We start from the raw sequence: 22,344 nt of genomic DNA, 5'->3' as shown, positions 1-22,344 counted from the left end.
GTAAAGGGGCAAGAGAAATGAGATACATTACAGCTGGAGAATCACATGGTCCGCAGTTAACAGTTATTTTAGAAGGTGTACCAGCAGGTTTATCACTAACAGCGGAACATATTAATAAAGAATTATTAAGAAGACAAAAAGGGCATGGGCGCGGAAGACGCATGCAAATTGAAACAGATACAGTTGAAATTGTAAGTGGTGTTCGTCACGGGATGGCACTTGGCTCACCGATTACGTTAATCGTAAAAAATGATGATTTCAAACATTGGACGAAAGTAATGGGTGCAGACCCGATTTCGGAGCAAGAAAGTAAAGAAATGAAGCGTACGATTACAAAACCACGTCCAGGACATGCGGATTTAAATGGAGCGATAAAGTATGGCCATCGTGACATAAGAAATGTATTAGAGCGCTCTTCTGCAAGAGAAACGACAGTTAGAGTTGCGGCTGGTGCAGTTGCGAAACAAATTTTGAAAGAACTAGGTGTGGAAATCGCAGGACATGTTCTTGAAATTGGTGGAGTAAAAGCGAAGCCTATTACTCACTTACCGATAGAAGAAATTCAAACGATTACTGAAAACTCACCTGTTCGATGTTTAGATAAAGAAGTAGAACAAGAGATGATGGATGCGATTGATGATGCGAAAAGTAGCGGGGATTCAATCGGTGGTATTGTTGAAGTAATTGCAGAAGGTATGCCAATTGGAGTTGGTAGCTACGTTCATTACGACCGTAAATTAGATGCAAAACTTGCCGGTGCTATAATGAGTGTGAATGCATTTAAAGGTGCTGAAATCGGAATTGGTTTTGAAGCGGCAAGACAGCCGGGAAGTAAAGTGCACGATGAAATTATATGGGATGAAGAAAAAGGATACACGAGAAAAACGAATAATGCGGGCGGTTTAGAAGGCGGTATGACAACAGGTATGCCAATTGTCGTAAGAGGTGTAATGAAGCCAATTCCTACATTATATAAACCGTTAGCAAGCGTAGATATTGATACGAAAGAAGCGTTCCAAGCGAGTATTGAAAGATCTGATAGTTGTGCAGTACCTGCAGCAGGTGTTGTAGCTGAAGCTGTTGTTGCATGGGAACTTGCAGCTGCGCTAGTCGAACAATTCGGAAAAGATCGCATGGAGTTATTAAAGAAAAACATTTCGCAACATAACAAATACGCAAAAGAATTTTAATGAAAAGGTGGATTTAACATGCGAGTAAAGGATCAATTATCATCATTACAACCGTATAAACCAGGTAAATCACCAGAGCAAATGAAAGAAGTATACGGGAATCATTCATTTGTTAAGTTAGCATCAAATGAAAATCCATTTGGTTGTTCACCTCGTGTTTTAGGAGAATTACAAAAATCGTGGCAGGAACATGCATTATACCCAGATGGCGGAGCTACAACGCTCCGTCAAACGATTGCAGAGAAATTACAAGTGCAAATGGAACAAGTGCTTTGTGGTAGTGGGCTCGATGAAGTCATTCAAATTATAAGCCGTGCAGTGCTCAGAGCAGGAGATAACATTGTTACTGCAGGTGCAACATTCCCTCAATATCGTCATCATGCGGTTATTGAAGGATGTGAAGTGAAAGAGGTTCCTTTAAATAACGGTGTATATGATCTAGACGAAATTTCTTCAGCGGTTGATGAACATACAAAAATCGTATGGATTTGTAATCCGAATAATCCGACAGGCACATATGTTAATGAGCGAAAATTGACTCAATTTATTGAAGGTATTAGTGAAAATACGTTAATTGTCATTGATGAAGCGTACTATGAATACGTAACAGCAAAAGATTTTCCAAAGACATTACCACTTCTGGAAAAGCATAAAAACATTCTTGTACTTAGAACATTTTCTAAAGCGTACGGATTAGCTTCTTTCCGCGTTGGATATGCAATTGGACAGGAAGAGTTAATTGAGAAATTAAATGTTGTCCGTTTGCCATTTAACGTATCTTCATTAGCGCAAAAAGCGGCAACGATTGCCTTTAGTGATGAAGCGTTTATTGAGGAAATAGTACGTGTTAATAAAGAGGGATTACAACAGTACGAAAGTTTTTGTACTGAAAATGAAATCCCGTTTTATCCGTCGCAAACGAACTTTATCTTCTTACCAGTAGATGATGCGGGGGAAATTTATGAAGCTTGCGCGCACGCGGGGTTTATTATTCGTCCGTTTCCAAATGGCGTCCGTATTACAATCGGAACTAGGGAACAAAATGAGGGAGTGATTTCAGTGTTAAAACAACACTTTGAAAATAAAAAAAGTAAGTCTCGAGATGAGGCAAATGTGTAAAAAGGTAGTATTAATCGGTACTGGATTAATAGGAGGCTCTCTTGCATTAGCGATTAAAAAAGAGCACGATGTAACGATTATCGGTTATGACATATTTAAAGAGCAAGTAGAGCGCGCAAAAGAATTACATGTAGTTGATGAAGTAGCAATAGATTTACAGCGTGCATGTGAGGAGGCACATTTAATTATTTTTGCCTCTCCAGTTGAAGAAACGAAAAAGTTATTACACAAACTTGCATCATTTCATTTACGAGAAGATGTTATTGTTACCGATGTAGGAAGTACGAAAGGGACAATTATGAATGAAGCGGAAGCTTTATTATCAAAGAAAGTTTCTTTTATCGGTGGACATCCAATGGCAGGTTCTCATAAAACTGGCGTTGAAAGTGCGAAGGCGCACCTTTTCGAAAACGCATTTTACATTTTAACGCCAATGAATCACGTGCAGGCGGATCAAGTAGATGAGCTGAAAGAATGGTTAAAAGGAACCGGCTCGCATTTTCTCGTTTTAAATACAAAAGAACACGATTATGTAACAGGCATTGTTAGCCATTTTCCGCATCTAATCGCAGCAGGATTAGTAAAACAAGTTGAGAAACATGCAGGGGATAACCCGCTTATTCACCAACTAGCGGCAGGCGGATTTAAAGATATAACGCGTATCGCATCAAGTAGTCCGAAAATGTGGAGTGATATCGTAAAGCAAAATCGCGGACATTTATTGGAACTATTAGAAGAATGGATCTCAGAAATGGAAGAGTTATATAAGACGGTTTCTAAAGGAGATGCAGGTGAAATACAAAACTATTTTGCTGACGCAAAAGAATACCGTGATTCTTTACCAGTACGAAAAAGAGGTGCAATTCCTGCCTATCACGACTTATACGTCGATGTTTTAGATAAAGTAGGGGCATTGGCTCATATTACGAGTATTTTGGCACGCGAAGAAATTAGTATTACGAACTTGCAAATATTAGAAGCGCGAGAAGGATTGCTTGGAGTATTACGCATTAGCTTCCAAAGAGAAGAAGATCGCATGAAGGCAAAGCTGGCGCTAGGAAAAGAAGAATACCAAACGTATGAAACAATTTAAAAAGAGGGTGACAATGTGAAAGTAACTACAATACAACCTGTAACTAGCGGATTGAATGGGGCAATTACAATCCCAGGTGATAAATCAATTTCCCATCGCGCTGTCATGTTCGGTGCGATTGCAGAAGGGAAAACAACAATTAAAGGTTTCCTTCCTGGTGCGGATTGTTTAAGTACGATTTCTTGTTTTAAAGAAATGGGAGTAGAGATTACGCAAAATGAAGACGAAGTTACGGTAATTGGAAAAGGATTAGAAGGTTTACAAGAGCCAAAAGCTGTATTAGATGTTGGAAATTCTGGTACAACGATTCGATTAATGTCAGGAATACTTGCAAACACACCATTCTTTTCTTGCGTGCAAGGTGATGCTTCAATTGCGAAGAGACCGATGCAACGTGTAACAAATCCACTAAAGCAAATGGGTGCAAAAATTGATGGCCGAGAAGAAGGAACGTTTACGCCGCTCACAATACGAGGCGGGAATTTAAAGGCGATTGAATATACTTCACAGGTAGCAAGTGCACAAGTGAAATCAGCTATTTTACTTGCAGGCCTTCGCGCAGAAGGTGTAACAACTGTTACAGAGCCTCATATTTCGCGTGATCATACAGAAAGAATGCTTGAGGCGTTTGGCGTTACAGTAAATCGCGTGGGGAAAACTGCAAAACTAGCTGGTGGACAAAAGCTAAAAGGAACAGACATTCAAGTTCCGGGTGACGTATCATCTGCGGCATTTTTCTTAGTAGCAGGTGCAATTATTCCAAATAGTAAACTACTATTACAAAATGTAGGAATGAATCCGACTCGTACAGGTATTATTGATGTTCTTGAGAAAATGGGGGCTACGTTTACTGAAGAGCCAATTAACGAAGGTGCATCAGAACCTGCTGCAAACATTACGATCGAAACATCTTCATTAAAAGGAATCGAAATTGGTGGAGATATTATCCCAAGATTAATCGATGAAATTCCTGTTATCGCCTTAGCGGCAACGCAAGCGGAAGGAATTACAGTCATTAAAGATGCACACGAACTAAAAGTGAAAGAAACGAATCGTATCGATACAGTCGTTGCTGAACTAACAAAACTAGGAGCTCGCATAGAAGCGACCGACGATGGAATGATTATTTACGGTAAATGTAAGCTAAAAGGAACTACAGTACATAGTCACGGTGATCACCGCATTGGAATGATGCTTGCGATTGCTGGCTGCATTGCTGAAGGAAAAACAACAATTGAAGATGCAGAAGCAGTAGGTGTATCATATCCTACATTCTTCGACGAACTTCAAAAGTTAGCTAAATAAAGTGATGAGAAGCAGGTACGTAATGTATCTGCTTTTTTATGTTAGATTGTTGTTAAATCGATATCTTTTGTTGAAACGTCTGTGTAGCTTCACTTACCGAACTATAATATTAAGAATTATGGTACAATTCAAACAGGGAATGGAGGAGAATTATATGAACGTCATACAGTTAAAAGAAGATAAGTTCAGAGAAGCACTAGCCTTATCAGAATATGCTTTTCAATATAAAGTAAATGAAGAACGAGTGCAGCAACAACTTACACGAATGAAGGAAAGTCATCAAATATATGGCATTATGGAAGGTGAAGAGTTAGCAGCAAAGTTGCACTTAATTCCTTTTCATATTTACATAGGAAAAGAAAAGTTTAAAATGGGCGGCGTTGCGGGGGTAGCGACGTATCCGGAATATAGAAGAAGTGGATATGTAAAAGAGTTACTTCAGCATTCACTACAAACTATGAAAAGAGATGGATATAGTGTATCGATGTTACATCCATTTGCGGTTTCATTTTATCGTAAATATGGCTGGGAACTTTGTGCGAATCGAATAGTATGTCAGATGACAAAGAGCGATTTAATAATTAAAAAACAAGTGAATGGTACAGTGAAACGTTTTAGTAAAGATAATCATCCAGAAGAAGTAGAGAATCTATATGAAACATTTGCAGAACGATTTTCTGGTATGTTAGTTCGCGGACGTAAATGGTGGCTACAAGCGGTGTATCATGATTTAACATTGGCAGTTTACTATGATGAAAATAAAACGGCGGCTGGTTACATTTTATACAAAATAGAGAATTCTAAAATGAAAGTAGAAGAATTTGTCCCATTACATAATGAAGCAAGAATTGGTCTTTGGAACTTCATCTGCCAACATGATTCTATGATTAAAGATCTAGAAATGATACTAAGTGAGACAGAACCACTTCTTTACACATTACAAGAACCACGAGTAAAAGCAGAAGTAACTCCATATTTCATGGGAAGAATTGTAGATGTAGAACAGTTTTTTAAACAATATGAATGGAACTGGAACAACGAAGAGCAAGAAGTAATATTACACATTACAGATTCATTTGCTCCGTGGAATAACGTAACTGTGAAACTTGTAAATCATGAAGTAACAATTATAAAAGGTGGGACATTGAATAAAGGAATTAGCCTGGATATAAATGCGCTATCTACAATAATGTTTGGTTACAAGCGCCCATTAGAACTAAATGAGCTAGAATTAATTAGCGGAAGTGAAGAGGAGATACGAACATTTGAGAATGTAGTACCGATGCGTGAAGCATTTATTTATGATTTCTTTTAATTAATGTCATGTGCTATGTATGAGTAACAAAGTACTATAATGATAAACTTTTTATTATAGTACTTTTCTATTTAATAGAGTGAAATCATTGTTTTAGGAGGAAAAGTAAAATGATTAGGCAAGCCGTAGGTGCGGTCGTATTCCAACACAGTGAATTTTTATTGGTACATAAGGTGAAAATTAGCGACATAGATGGAGAATATGCTATGTCAAAGGGGGAATGGGATTTTCCTAAAGGTGGAGTGAAACATACAGATAATGATTTAGAGAGTGCTATTTTGAGAGAGCTGGAAGAAGAAACTGGATCTACAAAGTTTAAAGTTATAAAACAATTTGAAGATAAAATTTGCTTTGGCTTTCCTGAAGAACTCAAAATGAAAATTGGATATGAAGAGCAAGAAACTACTATGTTTTATGTAGAATATATAGGTGACAGAATAGATTTACATCCAAAAGATAATGAAATAAGTCAAGTTCAATTTTTTAAGATACAAGATGTATTGAGGGTTTTAAGTCATGATGATACAAAGAAATTTTTTGATGGGATAACGCAAAAAATGTATTAATATCTTAATTGAGTGTGTTATTTGATAAATGTTTCAATAGCGTATTTACACACTTGACTTTTAATCCATGTAATTTATAATTAAAAACGGAATGAATTTTCATTCCTGAAAATTGAGGTGAGAAAAATGGCTAAAAATAAGCAAGAGGATATTTTTGATGCTGCTATAAAACTTTTCGCAGAGCGTGGTTACGATGGTACGACAATTCCGATGATCGCTGAAAAAGCAAACGTCGGCGCTGGTACTATTTATCGCTATTTTGAAAATAAAGAGGCACTCGTTAACTCATTATTTTCAAAAAGCATGCTACAGCTATCTGAAACAATAAAGACTGATTTTCCTGTTGAAGCAAATATTCGAGAACAGTTTAGTCATACGTATAACCGTTTATTTGAATTTGCGAGAAATAATGTGGATGCTTTTCTTTTTACAAATTCGCACTGTGATAGTTATTTTCTTGATGAACAGAGTAAGAAAATATTTGACGATTTTATAGGCTTCTTTATGAATATTATTGAAGATGGAATCGAAAAAGGTTTTCTTCGTCCATTGCCTATAATTGCTTTAATTATTATTGTATATCAACCGCTTGAAAAATTAATAAAAGTAATGGCGACAGGGCAATTAGAATACTCAAAAGAATTAGTAAAAGAATTGGAAGAGAGCTCTTGGAATGCTATTAGAATCATTTGATTCTATAGCTTTATAAGGACAGGAATGAACATTCATTCCTAAATAAATATAAAAAACGATTACAGGAGATGATATATCTGTACAATTAAAGGAATGAATATTCATTCCGCAGGGAGTGATTTAATAGAATTGAAAAATACTTTAATAGGATGATAGGAATGAACGTTCATTCCGAAATGATATTTTCAAAAATAGGGAATGAATATTCATTCCCTATGCACCATGAAACTCTAATAACAGGAGATGATTCAAATGAACAAACTAAAAAGTTGGAGAAGTTTATCGTTTCTATTATGGATAGTTATTACTATTACAATGATCGTAACGATGCCTAATATGGATAAATTAGTGAAAGAAAAAGGGCAAATTACGATTCCGAAAACAGAACAAAGCAGTATTGCTGACAAGATGATAAAAGAAATGGATAAAGAAGGGGCTGAAAAGTATGAAATTATAGCTGTCTTTAATAGTGGTAGTAAGAAGACTTTAACGAATGAGCAAAAAGAGGAAATAACAAAAACGATCAACGCTTTACAAAATGAAAAAGAGCAATTAGGAATTAAGGAAGTTGTTTCACATTTAGATAATAAAAATCTGGAGAAACAATTAGTTTCTAAAGATAATACGACTATATTAACGCAAATATCGGTAGATAAAAAACATGGTGAAATATCAAAAGTTGCAAATGCGCTTCATAATAAAATTAAACCGAAAGGAGTTAAGACGTACTTAACAGGAAGTGATTTAATAGCGGGTGATTTTCTTACATCCTCTCAAGAGGGTGTAAAAAAGACGGAAGTTATTTCAATCATTTTCATTCTAGTTGTATTAATCATTGTATTTCGTTCACCAATTGTTCCGATTGTTTCTCTTCTTACAGTGGGTGTATCGTATTTAGTTTCAATGGGGATTATTGCTCATTTAGTCGATCAATTTAATTTTCCGTTTTCAAACTTTACACAAGTGTTTGTAGTCGTCGTACTGTTTGGGGTGGGAACAGACTATAATATTTTATTATATACGAGATTTAAAGAAGAATTAAGTCAACAAGAAAATGCATATTTAGCTACGAAAGAGACATTTAAATCGGCAGGGAAAACCATTTTATATAGCGGGATAGCGGTGCTAATTGGTTTTGCATCACTTGCTTTAGCGAGTTTTAATTTATATCAATCTACTTCAGCAGTAGCGATTGGCGTCGCAGTATTACTACTCGTATTAATCACTTTAAATCCATTTTTCATGGTGTTATTAGGAAAAGGAATGTTTTATCCAGTAAAAACATTTAAAGGTCATGAGGATAGTCGCTTATGGGGGTTCTTTGCGAAAAACTCAGTAGCAAGACCATTTATCGCTTTAATCATTGTATTTGTGATATCGATTCCTTTTGTATTAAAATACTCTAACACGCTGAATTACAATGATTTATTTGAAGTGGATAATAAATATGAATCAAAAATGGGAATTAACGTAATAGAAGAACATTTTCCACCTGGTTTTTCTTCACCAAGTACGTTAGTCATTCAATCGGATAATAATTTAGATGAGGCGACTTCTCTTCAAACTTTAGATGAACTAACTGATAAAATTTCAAAAGTTAAAGGAGTTTCAGAAGTATATTCACCGACGCGTCCAACTGGTGATAAGATAAAAGAATTGTATTTAAATAAACAAGCGAGAGAGTTAAATACAGGCTTAGGTGATGCCAATGGTGGTATAAAGGAAATTAATGAAGGATTAACTGATGCGAAAGACAAAATGGGTAGTAATGACTCAAATAGTCTCGCAAATGTTCAAAAGTTAATTGATGGAACGAACGAGGCGAAAAATGGAGTATCAGCATTAGGAACGGCCTTAAATCAATTATCGAATGGTATAAATGATGGAGTGCAAGGCGCGCAACAAATTGAGCGTGGGTTAGCTTCATTAAACGAAAATGTTAATGTGTTATCCAATGCAACTTCACAGCTTCATGCTGGCTATGCACAGCTAGAAAAAGGTTTAAGTTCTTACGATCAATACTTCGGAAATATTTCGCAAGCGATTGATGGTGCGAAGAAAGGATACGAACAAATTGAAACGTTAATGACCAATTTCATTCAAACGAAACCAGAATTAGTAAATGACCCGAACATACAGCAAACATTAGGAATTGCTAAAGAAGCTCAAAAACAATTAACTGGACTTTCAAAAGAATTAAATCAATTGGCGGTGCAGCATAAAGCAGCGATGAATTCATTTAAAGAAGCGAATCAATCGTTATTGAAAGTCGATAATGGTTTAAAAGAAATGAATAATGGAGTTACCAAGTTACAAAAAGGAGCTGCTGAGCTGAACAAAGGATTGAGCGAAGGGGCTACAGGTTCAAAACAAATTGCGAACAAATCAACTGAGTTACAATCCGGATTAACGAAAATAAACGATGGGCAAGGGCAACTTTTAACAGGGCTTAAAGATTTGCAAGAAAAGATGGGGCAATTACAATCAGGCTTATCTAAAAGTACAGAAGGGCTTGGAAAGGTAAGTAACGGCCTAGGGGATGCTCAGAAATATTTAGGCGAGCTTAATGAATCAAAAAGCTCTGAGAAATTTTATATTCCAAAAGAAGTTTTAGCGGGAGAAGATTTCCAAAAAGCATTGAATACGTACATGTCACATGATAGAAAAATTGCTAAAATGACAATTATTTTAGACGTAAATCCGTATTCAAAAGAAGCGATGCCAATCATACAAGAGATTAATAAAACGATAGATGGTACGTTAAATGGTACAGAATTAAAATCGGTGAAAAAAGCGATCGGCGGGACAACAGCTAGAAACGTTGATTTAAAAGAAGTAACCGGGCAAGATTTCCTACGTACTGCTACGATTATGTTATTAGGGATTGCGCTTGTATTAATCGTGATTACACGTTCATTCTTAAACTCAATCTTTATTATTGGGTCGTTAATTTTAGCGTACTTTGCATCACTTGGTATAAGTGAACAAATTAGTGCACATGTATTAAACGTAGAGTCATTAAGCTGGAATGTACCTTTCTTTAGCTTCATTATGATTGTCGCTTTAGGAGTGGATTATAGCATTTTCGTAATGATGCGTTATAACGAGCTAGAAGGGGATTCAGCAACGAAAATTGTAAATGCATCTCGTCATATAGGAGGAGTTGTACTATCAGCGGCACTTATTTTAGGAGGGACATTTGCAGCATTAATTCCTTCAGGTGTATTAACGCTAATACAAGTGGCATTAGTTGTTGGCATTGCTCTTATACTATTAGCTTTAATTGTTATGCCAATTTTATTACCAGCTTTAATAGGGTTAACGAGTAAAATACAAAGTTATAAAAAGAAAATAATTGATACGAAGTAATAAAAAAACTGTAGAGAGTGTGTTCTCTACAGTTTTTTATTGAAAAACAGAGTGAAGGACGTTTGCGAATAAACGAAAAAACACTTTCTAATATATGATAAAATATAGTTAGGGAAATGTGGGAAATATCCACACTCTTTTTTGCAGTAGGAGGGGTTTATGGGTAACAACCAAATCATTCGTTTATTGTATGGTATTTTAAGTTTTGCTGGGGCAATTATATTCTTGAGTTTGTGTGAATATCTTTTTGATATGAATTTGTATAACGAAATGACCGATTCATTTATATTCACTTTTCTTTAATACATAATATCCCAATGGAATATCGTGTGTTTCCGTTTGTTTTGAGTATTGTTACTAGTTATGTATACCGAAAAACAAATTCATTGCTAGCACCAATCTTTATTCACTGTATATGGAATTTAACTAGTACTATTTAAAATGCTGTATTAACCAATAAATCAATGTAATAACCACACCATAAAAGCAATCAACCGTTGCTATTCATCCAGCTTCTACTATATAATAGCTATAGTCTACAATAATTGAGTCGTAATATGCGATTTTTTAAGACAATCGGTGAGAAAACGCTGAAATAAGCGGTATTAGTAGGAGGACACAAATGATTACAGTAAGTAACGTTAGTTTGCGTTTCGCAGATCGCAAATTATTTGAAGATGTTAACATAAAATTCACGCCAGGTAATTGCTACGGTTTAATCGGAGCAAACGGTGCTGGTAAATCAACATTTCTAAAGATTTTATCTGGAGAAATTGACCAATCAACAGGTGACATACATATTACGCCAGGTGAGCGTCTAGCAGTATTAAAACAGAATCACTTCGAATATGAAGAGTTCCCTGCACTAGAAACAGTAATGATGGGTCACACACGTCTTTATAAAGTAATGCAAGAGAAAAATGCAATTTACATGAAAGAAGACTTTAGTGATGAAGATGGCATGCGTGCTGCAGAACTTGAAGGTGAGTTCGCTGAGCTAAACGGTTGGGAAGCTGAGTCAGAAGCTGCAATCCTTCTAAAAGGATTAGGTATCGGCGAAGATATTCATGATAAAAAGATGTCTGAATTAACAGGGGCAGAGAAAGTAAAAGTATTACTTGCTCAAGCTTTATTCGGTCAACCTGACATTCTATTACTAGATGAGCCTACCAACCATTTGGACTTAAAAGCGATTCAATGGTTAGAAAACTTCTTAATGAACTTTGATAATACAGTTATCGTTGTATCCCATGACCGTCACTTCTTAAATAAAGTATGTACGCACATGGCTGATCTTGATTTCGGTAAAATTCAATTATACGTTGGTAACTATGACTTCTGGTATGAGTCAAGCCAATTAGCATTAAAACTAACGCAAGATTCTAACAAGAAAAAAGAAGAGAAAGTAAAAGAGTTACAAAACTTTATTGCGCGCTTTAGCTCAAACGCATCTAAAGCGAAGCAAGCAACTTCTCGTAAAAAATTATTAGATAAAATTACATTAGATGATATTAGACCGTCATCACGTCGTTATCCGTTCGTTGGTTTCACACCAGAGCGTGAAGTAGGAAATGACTTATTAACGGTTGAAGGTATTTCTAAAACAATCGACGGAGAAAAAGTATTAGATAATGTGAACTTCACTTTAAATAAAGGTGATAAAGTTGCATTTATCGGCCGTAACGATATTGCAATGACAACATTATTTAAAATTCTTATGGGTGAAATGGAGCCAGATAGCGGTTCATTCAAATGGGGTGTAACAACATCTCAAGCTCATTTCCCAAGAGATAACTCTGAGTACTTCGAGAACAGTGATTACACTTTAATTGATTGGTTACGTCAGTTCTCTCCACAAGATGAATCAGAAAGTTTCTTACGTGGTTTCTTAGGCCGTATGCTATTCTCTGGTGAAGAAGTAAAGAAAAACGTTTCTGTTTTATCTGGAGGAGAAAAAGTTCGTTGTATGTTATCTAAAATGATGTTAAGCGGTGCAAACGTATTAACATTAGATGATCCAACGAACCATTTAGACCTTGAGTCTATTACAGCATTAAACAACGGTTTAATCACATTTAAAGGAACATTACTATTCACTTCTCATGACCATCAGTTCGTACAAACAATTGCAAACCGTATTATCGAAGTAACGCCAAACGGTGTAGTTGATAAGGTAGCGACGTATGATGAGTTCTTAGAAAATGAAGAACTTCAAAAACAAGTTGATGCAATGTACAAAGGTCAATAATGAATGATTAAAACCCCCGCTCTCTTTTATGAGAGCGGGGGTTTTGTTGAAAAGAAATACTATTTTTTGATTTAAATATAGGATGGTACTAAAATGAATAATTATTCAAGAATAACATTAATGATGGTGAAGGATTTTGATGTTGCACTTGAAAAAGATTTGAAGCATGGATAAACCCAAAACTGATGGAGAAATGATTTTTTACGTTGGAAGGAACAAATAAAGTAACGAAAAATACTTCTTGTTGATCATCGTGGCGGAAAAGATTATGGAGCAATTGGGGAATATATCGAAATGAATCGTCCTAAAAAAATTAGTATTTACATTAAAAACGCCGCAGTTTAGTGAATTATCAGACAAAATTACAGTTGAAATAAAAGAGAAACAACAAGGATTTGAAATGATATTTTCACAAAATATAATCGTTGCTCATGAAGAAGATTGGACAAAATATGATGTTGAAAAAGCTTTAAAGGGGTGTCATGATGGCTCTGAACATGGTTGGAACGTTAATGTTCATGGGACTTAAAGAATTGTTTAAAAGAAGAGGGAATAGCTACAAAGGATGATAAACAGTAGTCGAAAAAGTGTAGTTTGAGCAAATTGCCCAAACTACACTTTTTATTTTATGAAATTGGGTAGTTTACATGAATGTACCAAAATTGGAGATAGATTAGTTTGCAAATGAGGAAATAAAGGATTATAGTTTGTGGAGTCATAATTAGTGGATGAGCCTTGGGAGAAAACAGGAAATGTTACAAATGTATTTTGTTAAATAGAAACCAAGGTCAAAATGTTTAAAAAGAAATAGTTGAATAAATAAAAGCTACAAATTATAATTACTAATATTCTTCATATAGTTAAACAAATAAAATCTATCTGAAGAAGAAAAATCAAATAGAGAGACAGACTTATACAAAATAAGCCTTGGATGATCAAAAGAGGTGGAGAGATGCAACAATTTTTATTAAAGAGTAAACGAGTATTAAGTAATCATTTTGGATTTTTCGTATTTGCCGTTATTTTACTTTGGTTAAAAACATATGCAGCATATGTGACAGAATTTAATTTAGGGATATCGAACACAATCCAAAAGTTCTTACTGTTTTTCAACCCGTTAAGCTCAGCAGTTCTATTTTTAGGGCTCGCATTATTCGCAAAAGGGAAACGAGCTTACATTTGGTTAATTATTATTAATTTGCTAATGTCTATACTTTTATACGCAAACGTAGTATATTATCGCTTTTTCAGTGATTTTATTACGTTCCCGACATTAACACAATCGAATAACTTTGGAGATTTAGGTGGTAGTATTTTTGCATTGCTACACTTATATGATCCACTATATTTCTTAGATACAATCATTTTAATTGTTTTAGTCGCAACGAAATTTGTAAATCCTAAACCAATCCGTGTTGCGAAGCATAAATTATCTCTAGTATTTGTAGCAGGTATTTTATTCTTTAGCGTTAACTTAGGTCTGGCAGAATCTGACCGTCCTGAATTGTTAACAAGAACATTTGACCGCAATTATATCGTGAAATATTTAGGGGCGTACAACTTTACGATTTATGATGGTATTCAAAGTGCGAAAGCTTCAACAGAACGAGCATTAGCTGATGGCGATAATATGACAGAAGTTAGAAACTATCTTACATCAACTTATGCAAGTCCAAATCCTGAGTATTTTGGTAAAGGAAAAGGAATGAACGTAATTTATATTCATTTAGAGTCATTCCAAAACTTTTTACTAAACTACAAGCTAAATGGTCAAGAGGTTACACCATTCTTAAACTCATTTACAAAAGATGCGAATACGTTATACTTTGATAACTTCTTCCATCAAACAGGACAGGGTAAAACATCTGATGCGGAGTTCATGTTAGAGAATTCAATGTTTGGATTACCGCAAGGATCTGTTTTTACAAATAAAGCTCATAACACGTATCAATCAGCACCAGCTATTTTAGGTCAACAAGGATATACATCAGCAGTGTTCCACGGTAACTACAAAACGTTCTGGAACCGTGATGAAATTTATAAATCGTTTGGTTTTAATAAATTCTTTGATGCGTCATACTATGATATGAACGAAAAAGATGTAGTAAACTATGGCTTAAAAGATAAACCGTTCTTTAATGAATCAATTCCGTTATTACAAACGTTGAAGCAACCGTTCTATTCGAAGTTCATTACGTTATCGAACCATTTCCCTTATCCGATTGATAAAGCGGAGGCAACGATTGAACCAGCTAAAACAGGTGATTCATCAGTAGATACGTACTTCCAAACAGCACGCTATTTAGATGAATCTGTAAAAGGATTCATGGATTACTTGAAACAATCTGGTTTATACGATAACTCAATTATCGTTATGTACGGTGACCATTACGGTATTTCAGATAATCATAGTGCAGCAATGTCTCAAATAATGGGTAAAGAAATGAACTCATTTGAAAATGCTCAATTACAACGTGTACCATTAATCATTCGCGTACCTGGAATGGAAGGCGGCGTACAACATCAATATGGCGGAGAAATTGACGTTCTTCCAACGTTATTACACTTACTAGGTACAGATACAAAAAATTATGTCCAATTCGGATCAGATTTATTATCACCAGAGCATAAACAAGTCGTTCCGTTCCGTAACGGTAACTACGTAAGCCCAACAGTTACAGCACTTAACGGCAAATACTATGATACAGCGACTGGGAAACCAGTAGAATTTACAGATGAAATAAAACAAAATGAACAAATGGTTCAAAAATCACTAAAATACTCCGACCAAGTTGTTAACGGTGACTTATTACGATTCTACACACCAGAAGGATTTACACCGGTAGAACCTTCTAAGTATAACTATAACAATCGTGATAACAATAAAACGAAGGTGAAGACGACTGAAGACGGAGAAACAAAATAAATAACAAAAAATCCTACTCGTATAGAAAACGAGTAGGATTTTTTGTTTTAATATTTACTTTCGGATTTTTGGAGTGCTACTTTTTTAGGCATAAAACATGCGATAATCAAAGCTACAAAAGATAAGACTAACATAAATACGTAGGCATCACTTGAGCTGAAGATAGAAGCTAATTTCGTTACTTGCATAGCTGATATGCTTCCGTTCTCACTAGATAACTGTGAAGTATGTGAAGTGGATTGAATTGTATACACAGTGATGATGACTGCTGTTCCAATAGCACCTGCTAATTGACGTACGGTATTATTCACTGCAGAACCATGTGAACCCAGTTCTCTTGGTAAAGCGTTTAAACCTGCTGTATTTAAAGGCATCGAAATGAAACTTAGTCCAATGCGTAGAATAATGGTGCGAACCATTAAATACATATAAGTGGTGGATTCGGTCAAATCAAGTACACCCCACATCGATATAATGATACATATTAAGCCTGTAATAAAGAGTGGTTTTGCCCCGTATTTATCAAACAGTTTGCCTGTGATAGGTGATAAGAAGGCATTAATTACAGCACCAGGTAATAGAAGTAAACCTGATTCAAAAGCAGTGAAACCTCGTCCATTTTGCAAGTAAATCGGTAAAAGAATTAAATCAGCATACATAATCATCGTAATGAGTACGTTAATGACTGATGTAAGAGTGAAAATTTTATACTTAAATACGGATAAATTTAATAGTGGATCGCTAGACTTTATTTGACGTAAACAGAATAGAGTTGTAACGATTATTCCAATGATAATTGTAGTAATAACAACTGGATGATCCCATCCTTTGCTTCCCGCACTACTAAATCCGAATATAATACAACCAAAGCCAATCGTTGATAAAATGGCACTTACGATGTCTAATTTTGCTTTTGTTGTCTTAGCAACATTCATTAAATATTTTAGCGCGAGAATAATAACGATTAATACAAATGGAGCTAATCCAATAAATAACCATCTCCATGATACATATTCAATGATAAAGCCAGATAATGTTGGAGCGATGGCTGGCGCAAAAATTATGGCGAAACCAATGGTTCCCATAATACTTCCACGCTTTTCACTAGGGTACAAATATAAAATAACAGTCATCATTAGCGGCATAATAATTCCTGCCCCTACGGCTTGAATCATTCTTCCTGTTAACAAAATGCCAAAATTCATAGCGCATGCACAGAGAACAGTCCCAATAAACAAGGAGAGCATCGCGCTAATAAACAGCTGCCTTGTTGTAAAGCGCTTCATTAAAAATGCAGTAATTGGCACGAGAACACCATTTATAAGCATAAAACCTGTTGATAGCCATTGCACTGTTGCAGCGGTAACATCAAATACCTCCATTAAATTACTCATTGCCACATTTAATAGTGTCTGATTTAATGTTGATAAAAAACAGCCGGCAATGAGCACAACTAATATAATTTTTTTATTTCTTTCTGATATTTCCTTTTGCATTGGTAAACTCCTTCATTGTTGCCTTGATTTATCGACAATGTGTCGATAAAATTAATGGTAACAAAATATATTTTCTTTGACCATGAACAGTTTTTTTGAAAATGTTCACTACTCGACATAGATGGTATATGATGTCGATAAAGTTAAAGAAAATCTATAAAGGGGTTTCAAAATGTCTACACCTAAAAAAGAAGATCCTCGTACAGTACGTTCAAGAGAAATGTTTAAAAATGCTGTTTTTTCTCTCTTATGTGAGAATCCTAGTATTTCAAGCTTAACGGTTCAGAAAGTAGCGACAACGGCAGGATTAAATCGAACAACATTTTACTTACATTATCAAGATATTCAAGATTTACTAGACCAAATCACTAACGAGATTTTAAATGAGCTTTCTAATAAAATTGTTGATTTAATACATGCAAAAGATTTATCAGAAAAACAAAAGCTAACACAATTACTTGATTATTTATATATCCACCGAAATTATTTATTTATATTATTTAAAATGAATCAATTTGAGGAGCAATTATTTTTATTTTTAAAGCAATTAATAGAAACGAGAAGAGAGAATACGAAAAAGGATTTGCCAGATGATTATGTTGCAGTTGATATTAAAACAGCTTCATTGGTAGGTATTATCATGTGGTGGATAAGGAATGGACTTCACTTTAGTTCAGATTATATTACAAATCAAATTTATTTCATGTACAAAGGGTAATGAGTTAAAAATATTTTATGTATCGACACATTGTATTATTAAGTGCGACACCTAAAGAAAAAAGCCCATATCGCTTCGTATAAAGTAGAAGTTATCACATCACTTACTTCATACAGAAAACTGCCCATGAAGGGTTTCAGGAAGAACTGTCGCACTTAGATTGACAAATTGTCTTTAAAATAAAAAATCGTATTGTATAATTTCATATGCCGCATGTATATAGTAAATTTTTTAAATGAAAGTACAATCATTGCACTGTGCATAAACAAGAATTTGGACTTAATTTTAGAAGAGATACAAGATAAGATATTAATAGAAAGCGATTTCGAACTCTAATTTTGCAAAGTTAGTATCTATACTTGCAATTCTATTTAAGGACAAGTATAGAAAGGGTGTATATCATATATGATATTAGATAATCGAAGTATAAGTATTTTACAGCAAATTATTCAAGCAGATAGCTATGTTTCTGTATCTCAATTAATGGAAGTCATACAAGTTTCAAAGCGAACAATTTATTATGATATGAAGAAAATAGAAGATTGGTTAGTTGCAGAGGATTTAAATTCATATGAATATATTCGCCCTTTAGGCTACTGTTTTGATAATGAAACGAAGCAAAGAGTGATAAAAAAGTTAAATGGATTTACAACAAGCCAATATGAATATTCTCCACATGAACGAAAAATATTGCTGGTTCTTTATATACTAACAACGGAGAAAAGGATTCTATTAGAAGACTTAATAGAACTTGTGCAAGTCAGTCGTAATACTGCTCTTGCTGACTTAAAAAAAATAAAAGAAGAGTTAGTGAAGTTTAAGCTCGCATTAAACTTTAATCGTAAACATGGCTACAATATTATAGGGAATGAACATGGAAAACGAAATATATTAATCTTAAATCTTTCACAAATAATTTCAAAGCATGGATGGGAATATTTAATATCGCATGTGAAATATATTACGAATGATAATAAAAATGTAAAAGATAATAAAGATCACGAGGAACTTCTTATAATAAAAAATATTTTATCAAATTGTGAAGAACTTTTAGGGGTCCAGTACACAGATGAGGTACTTGAAAGTTTAAGCGTTTACATGTATTTATTCCGCAATCGTATTGTAAATGGAAAATGTGTTGAGATGGAAGATGCTGAAAAGGATGTACTAAGAGAAACAAAACAATTTGAAGCAGCAAAATATATTGCAAAACAGTTTGAAAGAGTATTTTTCGTGGATTTTCCAATAGATGAAATTTATTATATTACGACTCATTTGTTAGGAGCAAAAGTAAATGCTCAACAAAAAGACTTTGAAAAAAGTGAGATTGATGGAATACATTCAATAGTCGGATATATGATAAAGGATTTTCAACATTATGCTTGTGTTATATTTCAAGATTTTAAAGGACTTGCTTCAGACCTATATCTGCATATGAAACCGGCATATTATCGTGTAAAGTACGGGATTGAAATAGAAAATCCATTACTTTATACAATCCAGCAAAATTATGAAGAAGTATATACTCTTACAAAAAAAGTAATTCATTATTTTGAAGAATATGTTGGAAAAACAGTTTCAGATGATGAAATGGCATATATCACCATGCACTTTGGTGCTTGGATGAGGAAAGAGGGGATCGTTCCCAGCCCAAGAAAAACCGCGCTACTTGTTTGTCCAAATGGTATTGGTACATCACGTATGTTGCAGTACCAATTAGAGCAAGTGTTTTCAAGTGTAGATATTTTAAAAGCCATTTCAAAGCGGGAATATGAGTCAAATACATTTGATGTAGATTGTATTATTACTACAACTGAACTGGAGAAGGGGAAAATTCCTATCTTTATGGTAAATCCAATTTTGACCGATTCCGAAAAAGCATCGTTACTACGAAAAGTTAATGTAGCTTTATATGGCGAAAATCAAAATGATTCAGTTGATATGATGATGGGTATTATCCAAAAACACACAGACATTTTAGATGGAAAATCTTTGAAAAATGAATTGAGAGAGTTTATGAGTGGTCCGGTACATATTGATAAGGAGGAGAAATATAAGCCTATGTTAAACGAGCTATTAACTAGAGAATTTATAGAGCTTGAGAATCACGTTGAGACGTGGGAGGAAGCAATTCGTGTTGCGTCGGAACCTTTATTACAAAGTGGACATATTTCTGAAGAATATATTTCTGAAATGATTGCGAATGTAAAGAAGTTAGGCCCGTATATTGTAATTGCACCTAAAATCGCTATACCTCATGCTCGTCCAGAAGCAGGTGTCAAAAAATTAGGGATGAGTTTATTACAACTAAAAGAGGGTGTGTTATTTTCAGAAAAACAAGAGCATACTGTAAATTTAATTATTGTATTAGCAGCTATAGATAACGAGACACATTTGAAGGCATTGGCACAATTAAGTGAGATGTTATCTGAACCAACGAACATAGAAATGTTAATGCATTCAAATTCAAAAGATAAAATGCTAGAAATGATAGCTAAATATTCTAATTAAAGGGGAGATTGAAATGAAAAAAGTATTAGTTGTATGTGGAAATGGATTAGGAAGTAGTTTTATTATAGAAATGAATGTAAAGAAAATATTAACTGAACTTGGTATGCAAGCTGAAGTTTCTCATACGGATTTAGCATCAAGTAAATCAGAACAAGCAGATCTATATTTAGGTGCGAAAGATATCATTTGCAACCTTGAAGATGGTACTCGCACAGTTGCTGGATTAACAAACATTCTAGATTTAAATGAAATTAAAGAAGCATTACAAAAACACCTGATGTAGAAACGGTGAAAGGGGAGTAGTGCTATGTTTGATTTAATAATGAAGGATATTTTGGGACAGCCTGCAATATTAGTTGGATTGTTTGCTATGTGTGGTTTACTATTGCAAAAAAAGAATTTTGCAGATACAGTTTCAGGAACATTAAAAACAATTATGGGCTTCGTCGTTTTAGGAGGCGGAGCCACTATATTAATAGGGGCTTTAGATGTTTTTGGTAAAATATTTGATAAAGCATTTCATATTAAAGGGATTATTCCAAATAACGAAGCTGTTGTTGCGATAGCACAGCAAACTTTAGGAACAGAAACGGCATTAATTATGGTATTTGGGATGATTGCTAATTTACTAATTGCACGATTTACAAGATTTAAATATGTATTTTTAACTGGTCATCATACCTTATTCATGGCATGTTTAATTTCAGCTGTATTTTCAACTACAGGGATGAAAGGCGTTTCACTAGTTATTAGTGGGTCTATTATTTTAGGATTACTTATGGTCATTTTTCCAGCTCTACTTCAACCGTATGTTAGAAAAATTACGGGAATGGATGATATCGCAATTGGCCATTTCGGTTCAGTTGGGTATTTAGCAGCAGGATTTGTTGGTAGTAAATTTGGAAATAAGGAAAAATCTACAGAACAAATTAAAGTACCGAAGTCATTAGGGTTTTTACGTGATACATCAGTTTCTATGTCATTAACAATGGCTGTGTTATTCTTTATTGTTGCACCATTTGCTGGGAAAAACTTTATCGAAACAGAATTAAGTAACGGACAAAATTATCTCGTGTATTCATTCATGCAAGCAATTACATTCGCTGCGGGTGTATATATTATTCTAGCTGGTGTCCGTATGTTGATTGCAGAAATTGTCCCTGCATTTAAAGGGATAGCAGATAAACTTGTACCAAATGCCAAACCAGCATTAGATTGTCCAACAATCTTCCCGTTCGCGCCAAATGCAGTTATTATTGGCTTTTTAACAAGTTTTATTGCTGGATTACTATCTATGTTTATTCTTCCGTTTATCGGATTAAGTGTAATAGTGCCAGGATTAATCCCTCATTTCTTCACAGGGGCAACAGCTGCTGTATTTGGAAATGCAACTGGAGGAAGACGAGGAGCAATACTTGGAGCTTTTGTAAATGGATTATTAATCTCATTCCTACCAGCTATATTACTACCTATATTAGGTGGATTAGGATTTGAAAATACAACATTCGGTGATTCTGACTTTGCTGTTGTTGGTATTTTAATTAGTGAAATTGCGAAATTGCTGGGTAATATTTTCTAAAGAATAGAGCATAAAAAGACTTGAATTCTAATTATGAATTCAAGTCTTTTTATTAAATGTAAATATTATAGTGTAAGATAGTGAGGGGATTTGAATATAGGAGTTAGTTTGAAATAACATGTGTTATTATTGTATTGATTGTTTGTACACTTTTTGATTTTTCTTGAGGGCTAATATTAAAACAGAAAAGTATATTTTCAAAATAGGGTAAAATGA

16 protein-coding genes and 1 pseudogene are annotated in these 22,344 nt (G+C 34.4%); 16 read left to right on the top strand and 1 reads right to left on the bottom strand.

Annotated elements, in window-relative coordinates; genetic code table 11:
• Positions 1-17: 17 nt before the first annotated feature.
• From aroC to ltaS, 12 genes and pseudogenes are all read left to right on the top strand, one after another.
• Positions 18-1,190: a chorismate synthase gene (aroC, locus tag ACFWDE_RS14195; RefSeq protein WP_377892941.1), complete on the top strand. Its 1,173-nt coding sequence runs from the start codon at positions 18-20 to the stop codon at positions 1,188-1,190.
• 18 nt (positions 1,191-1,208) lie between these two features.
• Positions 1,209-2,309 carry a histidinol-phosphate transaminase gene (gene hisC, locus ACFWDE_RS14190; RefSeq protein ID WP_377892940.1) on the top strand — a complete coding sequence of 367 codons (1,101 nt, stop codon included), beginning with the start codon at positions 1,209-1,211 and terminating at the stop codon, positions 2,307-2,309.
• Complete coding sequence (gene tyrA, locus ACFWDE_RS14185; protein ID WP_377892938.1) at positions 2,302-3,402, top strand: prephenate dehydrogenase; 1,101 nt, start codon at positions 2,302-2,304, stop codon at positions 3,400-3,402. The genes hisC and tyrA overlap by 8 nt, the downstream gene beginning before the upstream one ends.
• A 15-nt stretch (positions 3,403-3,417) precedes the next feature.
• The gene (gene aroA, locus ACFWDE_RS14180; RefSeq protein ID WP_377892936.1) at positions 3,418-4,707 is read left to right on the top strand and encodes a 3-phosphoshikimate 1-carboxyvinyltransferase; all 1,290 of its coding nucleotides are present in this window, start codon (positions 3,418-3,420) and stop codon (positions 4,705-4,707) included.
• A gap of 154 nt (positions 4,708-4,861) precedes the next feature.
• Positions 4,862-6,022 carry a GNAT family N-acetyltransferase gene (locus tag ACFWDE_RS14175; protein ID WP_377892935.1) on the top strand — a complete coding sequence of 387 codons (1,161 nt, stop codon included), beginning with the start codon at positions 4,862-4,864 and terminating at the stop codon, positions 6,020-6,022.
• A gap of 110 nt (positions 6,023-6,132) precedes the next feature.
• Positions 6,133-6,588: an NUDIX domain-containing protein gene (locus tag ACFWDE_RS14170; protein WP_002127860.1), complete on the top strand. Its 456-nt coding sequence runs from the start codon at positions 6,133-6,135 to the stop codon at positions 6,586-6,588.
• A gap of 126 nt (positions 6,589-6,714) precedes the next feature.
• Positions 6,715-7,281: a TetR/AcrR family transcriptional regulator gene (locus ACFWDE_RS14165; protein WP_002013443.1), complete on the top strand. Its 567-nt coding sequence runs from the start codon at positions 6,715-6,717 to the stop codon at positions 7,279-7,281.
• A 252-nt stretch (positions 7,282-7,533) separates the two neighbouring features.
• Complete coding sequence (locus ACFWDE_RS14160; protein WP_377892933.1) at positions 7,534-10,650, top strand: MMPL family transporter; 3,117 nt, start codon at positions 7,534-7,536, stop codon at positions 10,648-10,650.
• 317 nt (positions 10,651-10,967) lie between these two features.
• Positions 10,968-11,090, top strand: coding sequence for a CPBP family glutamic-type intramembrane protease (locus tag ACFWDE_RS14155; RefSeq protein ID WP_377892931.1), 123 nt, complete (start codon positions 10,968-10,970; stop codon positions 11,088-11,090).
• Positions 11,091-11,272: 182 nt separating this feature from the next.
• Entirely contained in the window at positions 11,273-12,898 is a 1,626-nt protein-coding gene (locus ACFWDE_RS14150) for an ABC-F family ATP-binding cassette domain-containing protein (RefSeq protein ID WP_002013447.1), read from the top strand.
• Positions 12,899-12,991: 93 nt separating this feature from the next.
• Positions 12,992-13,467: pseudogene (locus tag ACFWDE_RS14145) on the top strand (SRPBCC family protein).
• Positions 13,468-13,850: 383 nt separating this feature from the next.
• Entirely contained in the window at positions 13,851-15,824 is a 1,974-nt protein-coding gene (gene ltaS, locus ACFWDE_RS14140) for a lipoteichoic acid synthase (protein ID WP_088078761.1), read from the top strand.
• 47 nt (positions 15,825-15,871) lie between these two features.
• Here the strand turns inward: ltaS and ACFWDE_RS14135 are convergent, their stop codons facing one another.
• Entirely contained in the window at positions 15,872-17,320 is a 1,449-nt protein-coding gene (locus tag ACFWDE_RS14135) for a DHA2 family efflux MFS transporter permease subunit (protein ID WP_377892930.1), read from the bottom strand.
• 172 nt (positions 17,321-17,492) lie between these two features.
• Here ACFWDE_RS14135 and ACFWDE_RS14130 point away from each other — a divergent pair, with 172 nt between their 5' ends.
• From ACFWDE_RS14130 to ACFWDE_RS14115, 4 genes are all read left to right on the top strand, one after another.
• Positions 17,493-18,038 (top strand): TetR/AcrR family transcriptional regulator, encoded by a 546-nt coding sequence (locus ACFWDE_RS14130; protein ID WP_377892928.1) that lies wholly within the window; start codon positions 17,493-17,495, stop codon positions 18,036-18,038.
• A gap of 405 nt (positions 18,039-18,443) precedes the next feature.
• A complete protein-coding gene (locus ACFWDE_RS14125; RefSeq protein ID WP_377892927.1) occupies positions 18,444-20,549 on the top strand; it encodes a BglG family transcription antiterminator in 2,106 nt (701 codons plus the stop codon).
• Positions 20,550-20,562: 13 nt separating this feature from the next.
• On the top strand, positions 20,563-20,832 hold the full coding sequence (locus tag ACFWDE_RS14120) for a PTS sugar transporter subunit IIB (protein ID WP_000757313.1): 270 nt from the start codon (positions 20,563-20,565) through the stop codon (positions 20,830-20,832).
• A gap of 24 nt (positions 20,833-20,856) precedes the next feature.
• Complete coding sequence (locus ACFWDE_RS14115) at positions 20,857-22,128, top strand: PTS ascorbate transporter subunit IIC (protein ID WP_377892926.1); 1,272 nt, start codon at positions 20,857-20,859, stop codon at positions 22,126-22,128.
• The last annotated feature ends 216 nt before the right edge of the window (positions 22,129-22,344 follow it).

The organism is Bacillus sp. NPDC060175, assembly GCF_042728695.1.
Classification (GTDB): domain Bacteria; phylum Bacillota; class Bacilli; order Bacillales; family Bacillaceae_G; genus Bacillus_A.
Note: the sequence above shows the minus strand (reverse complement) of the source record. Positions and strands in the feature narration are given on the sequence as shown.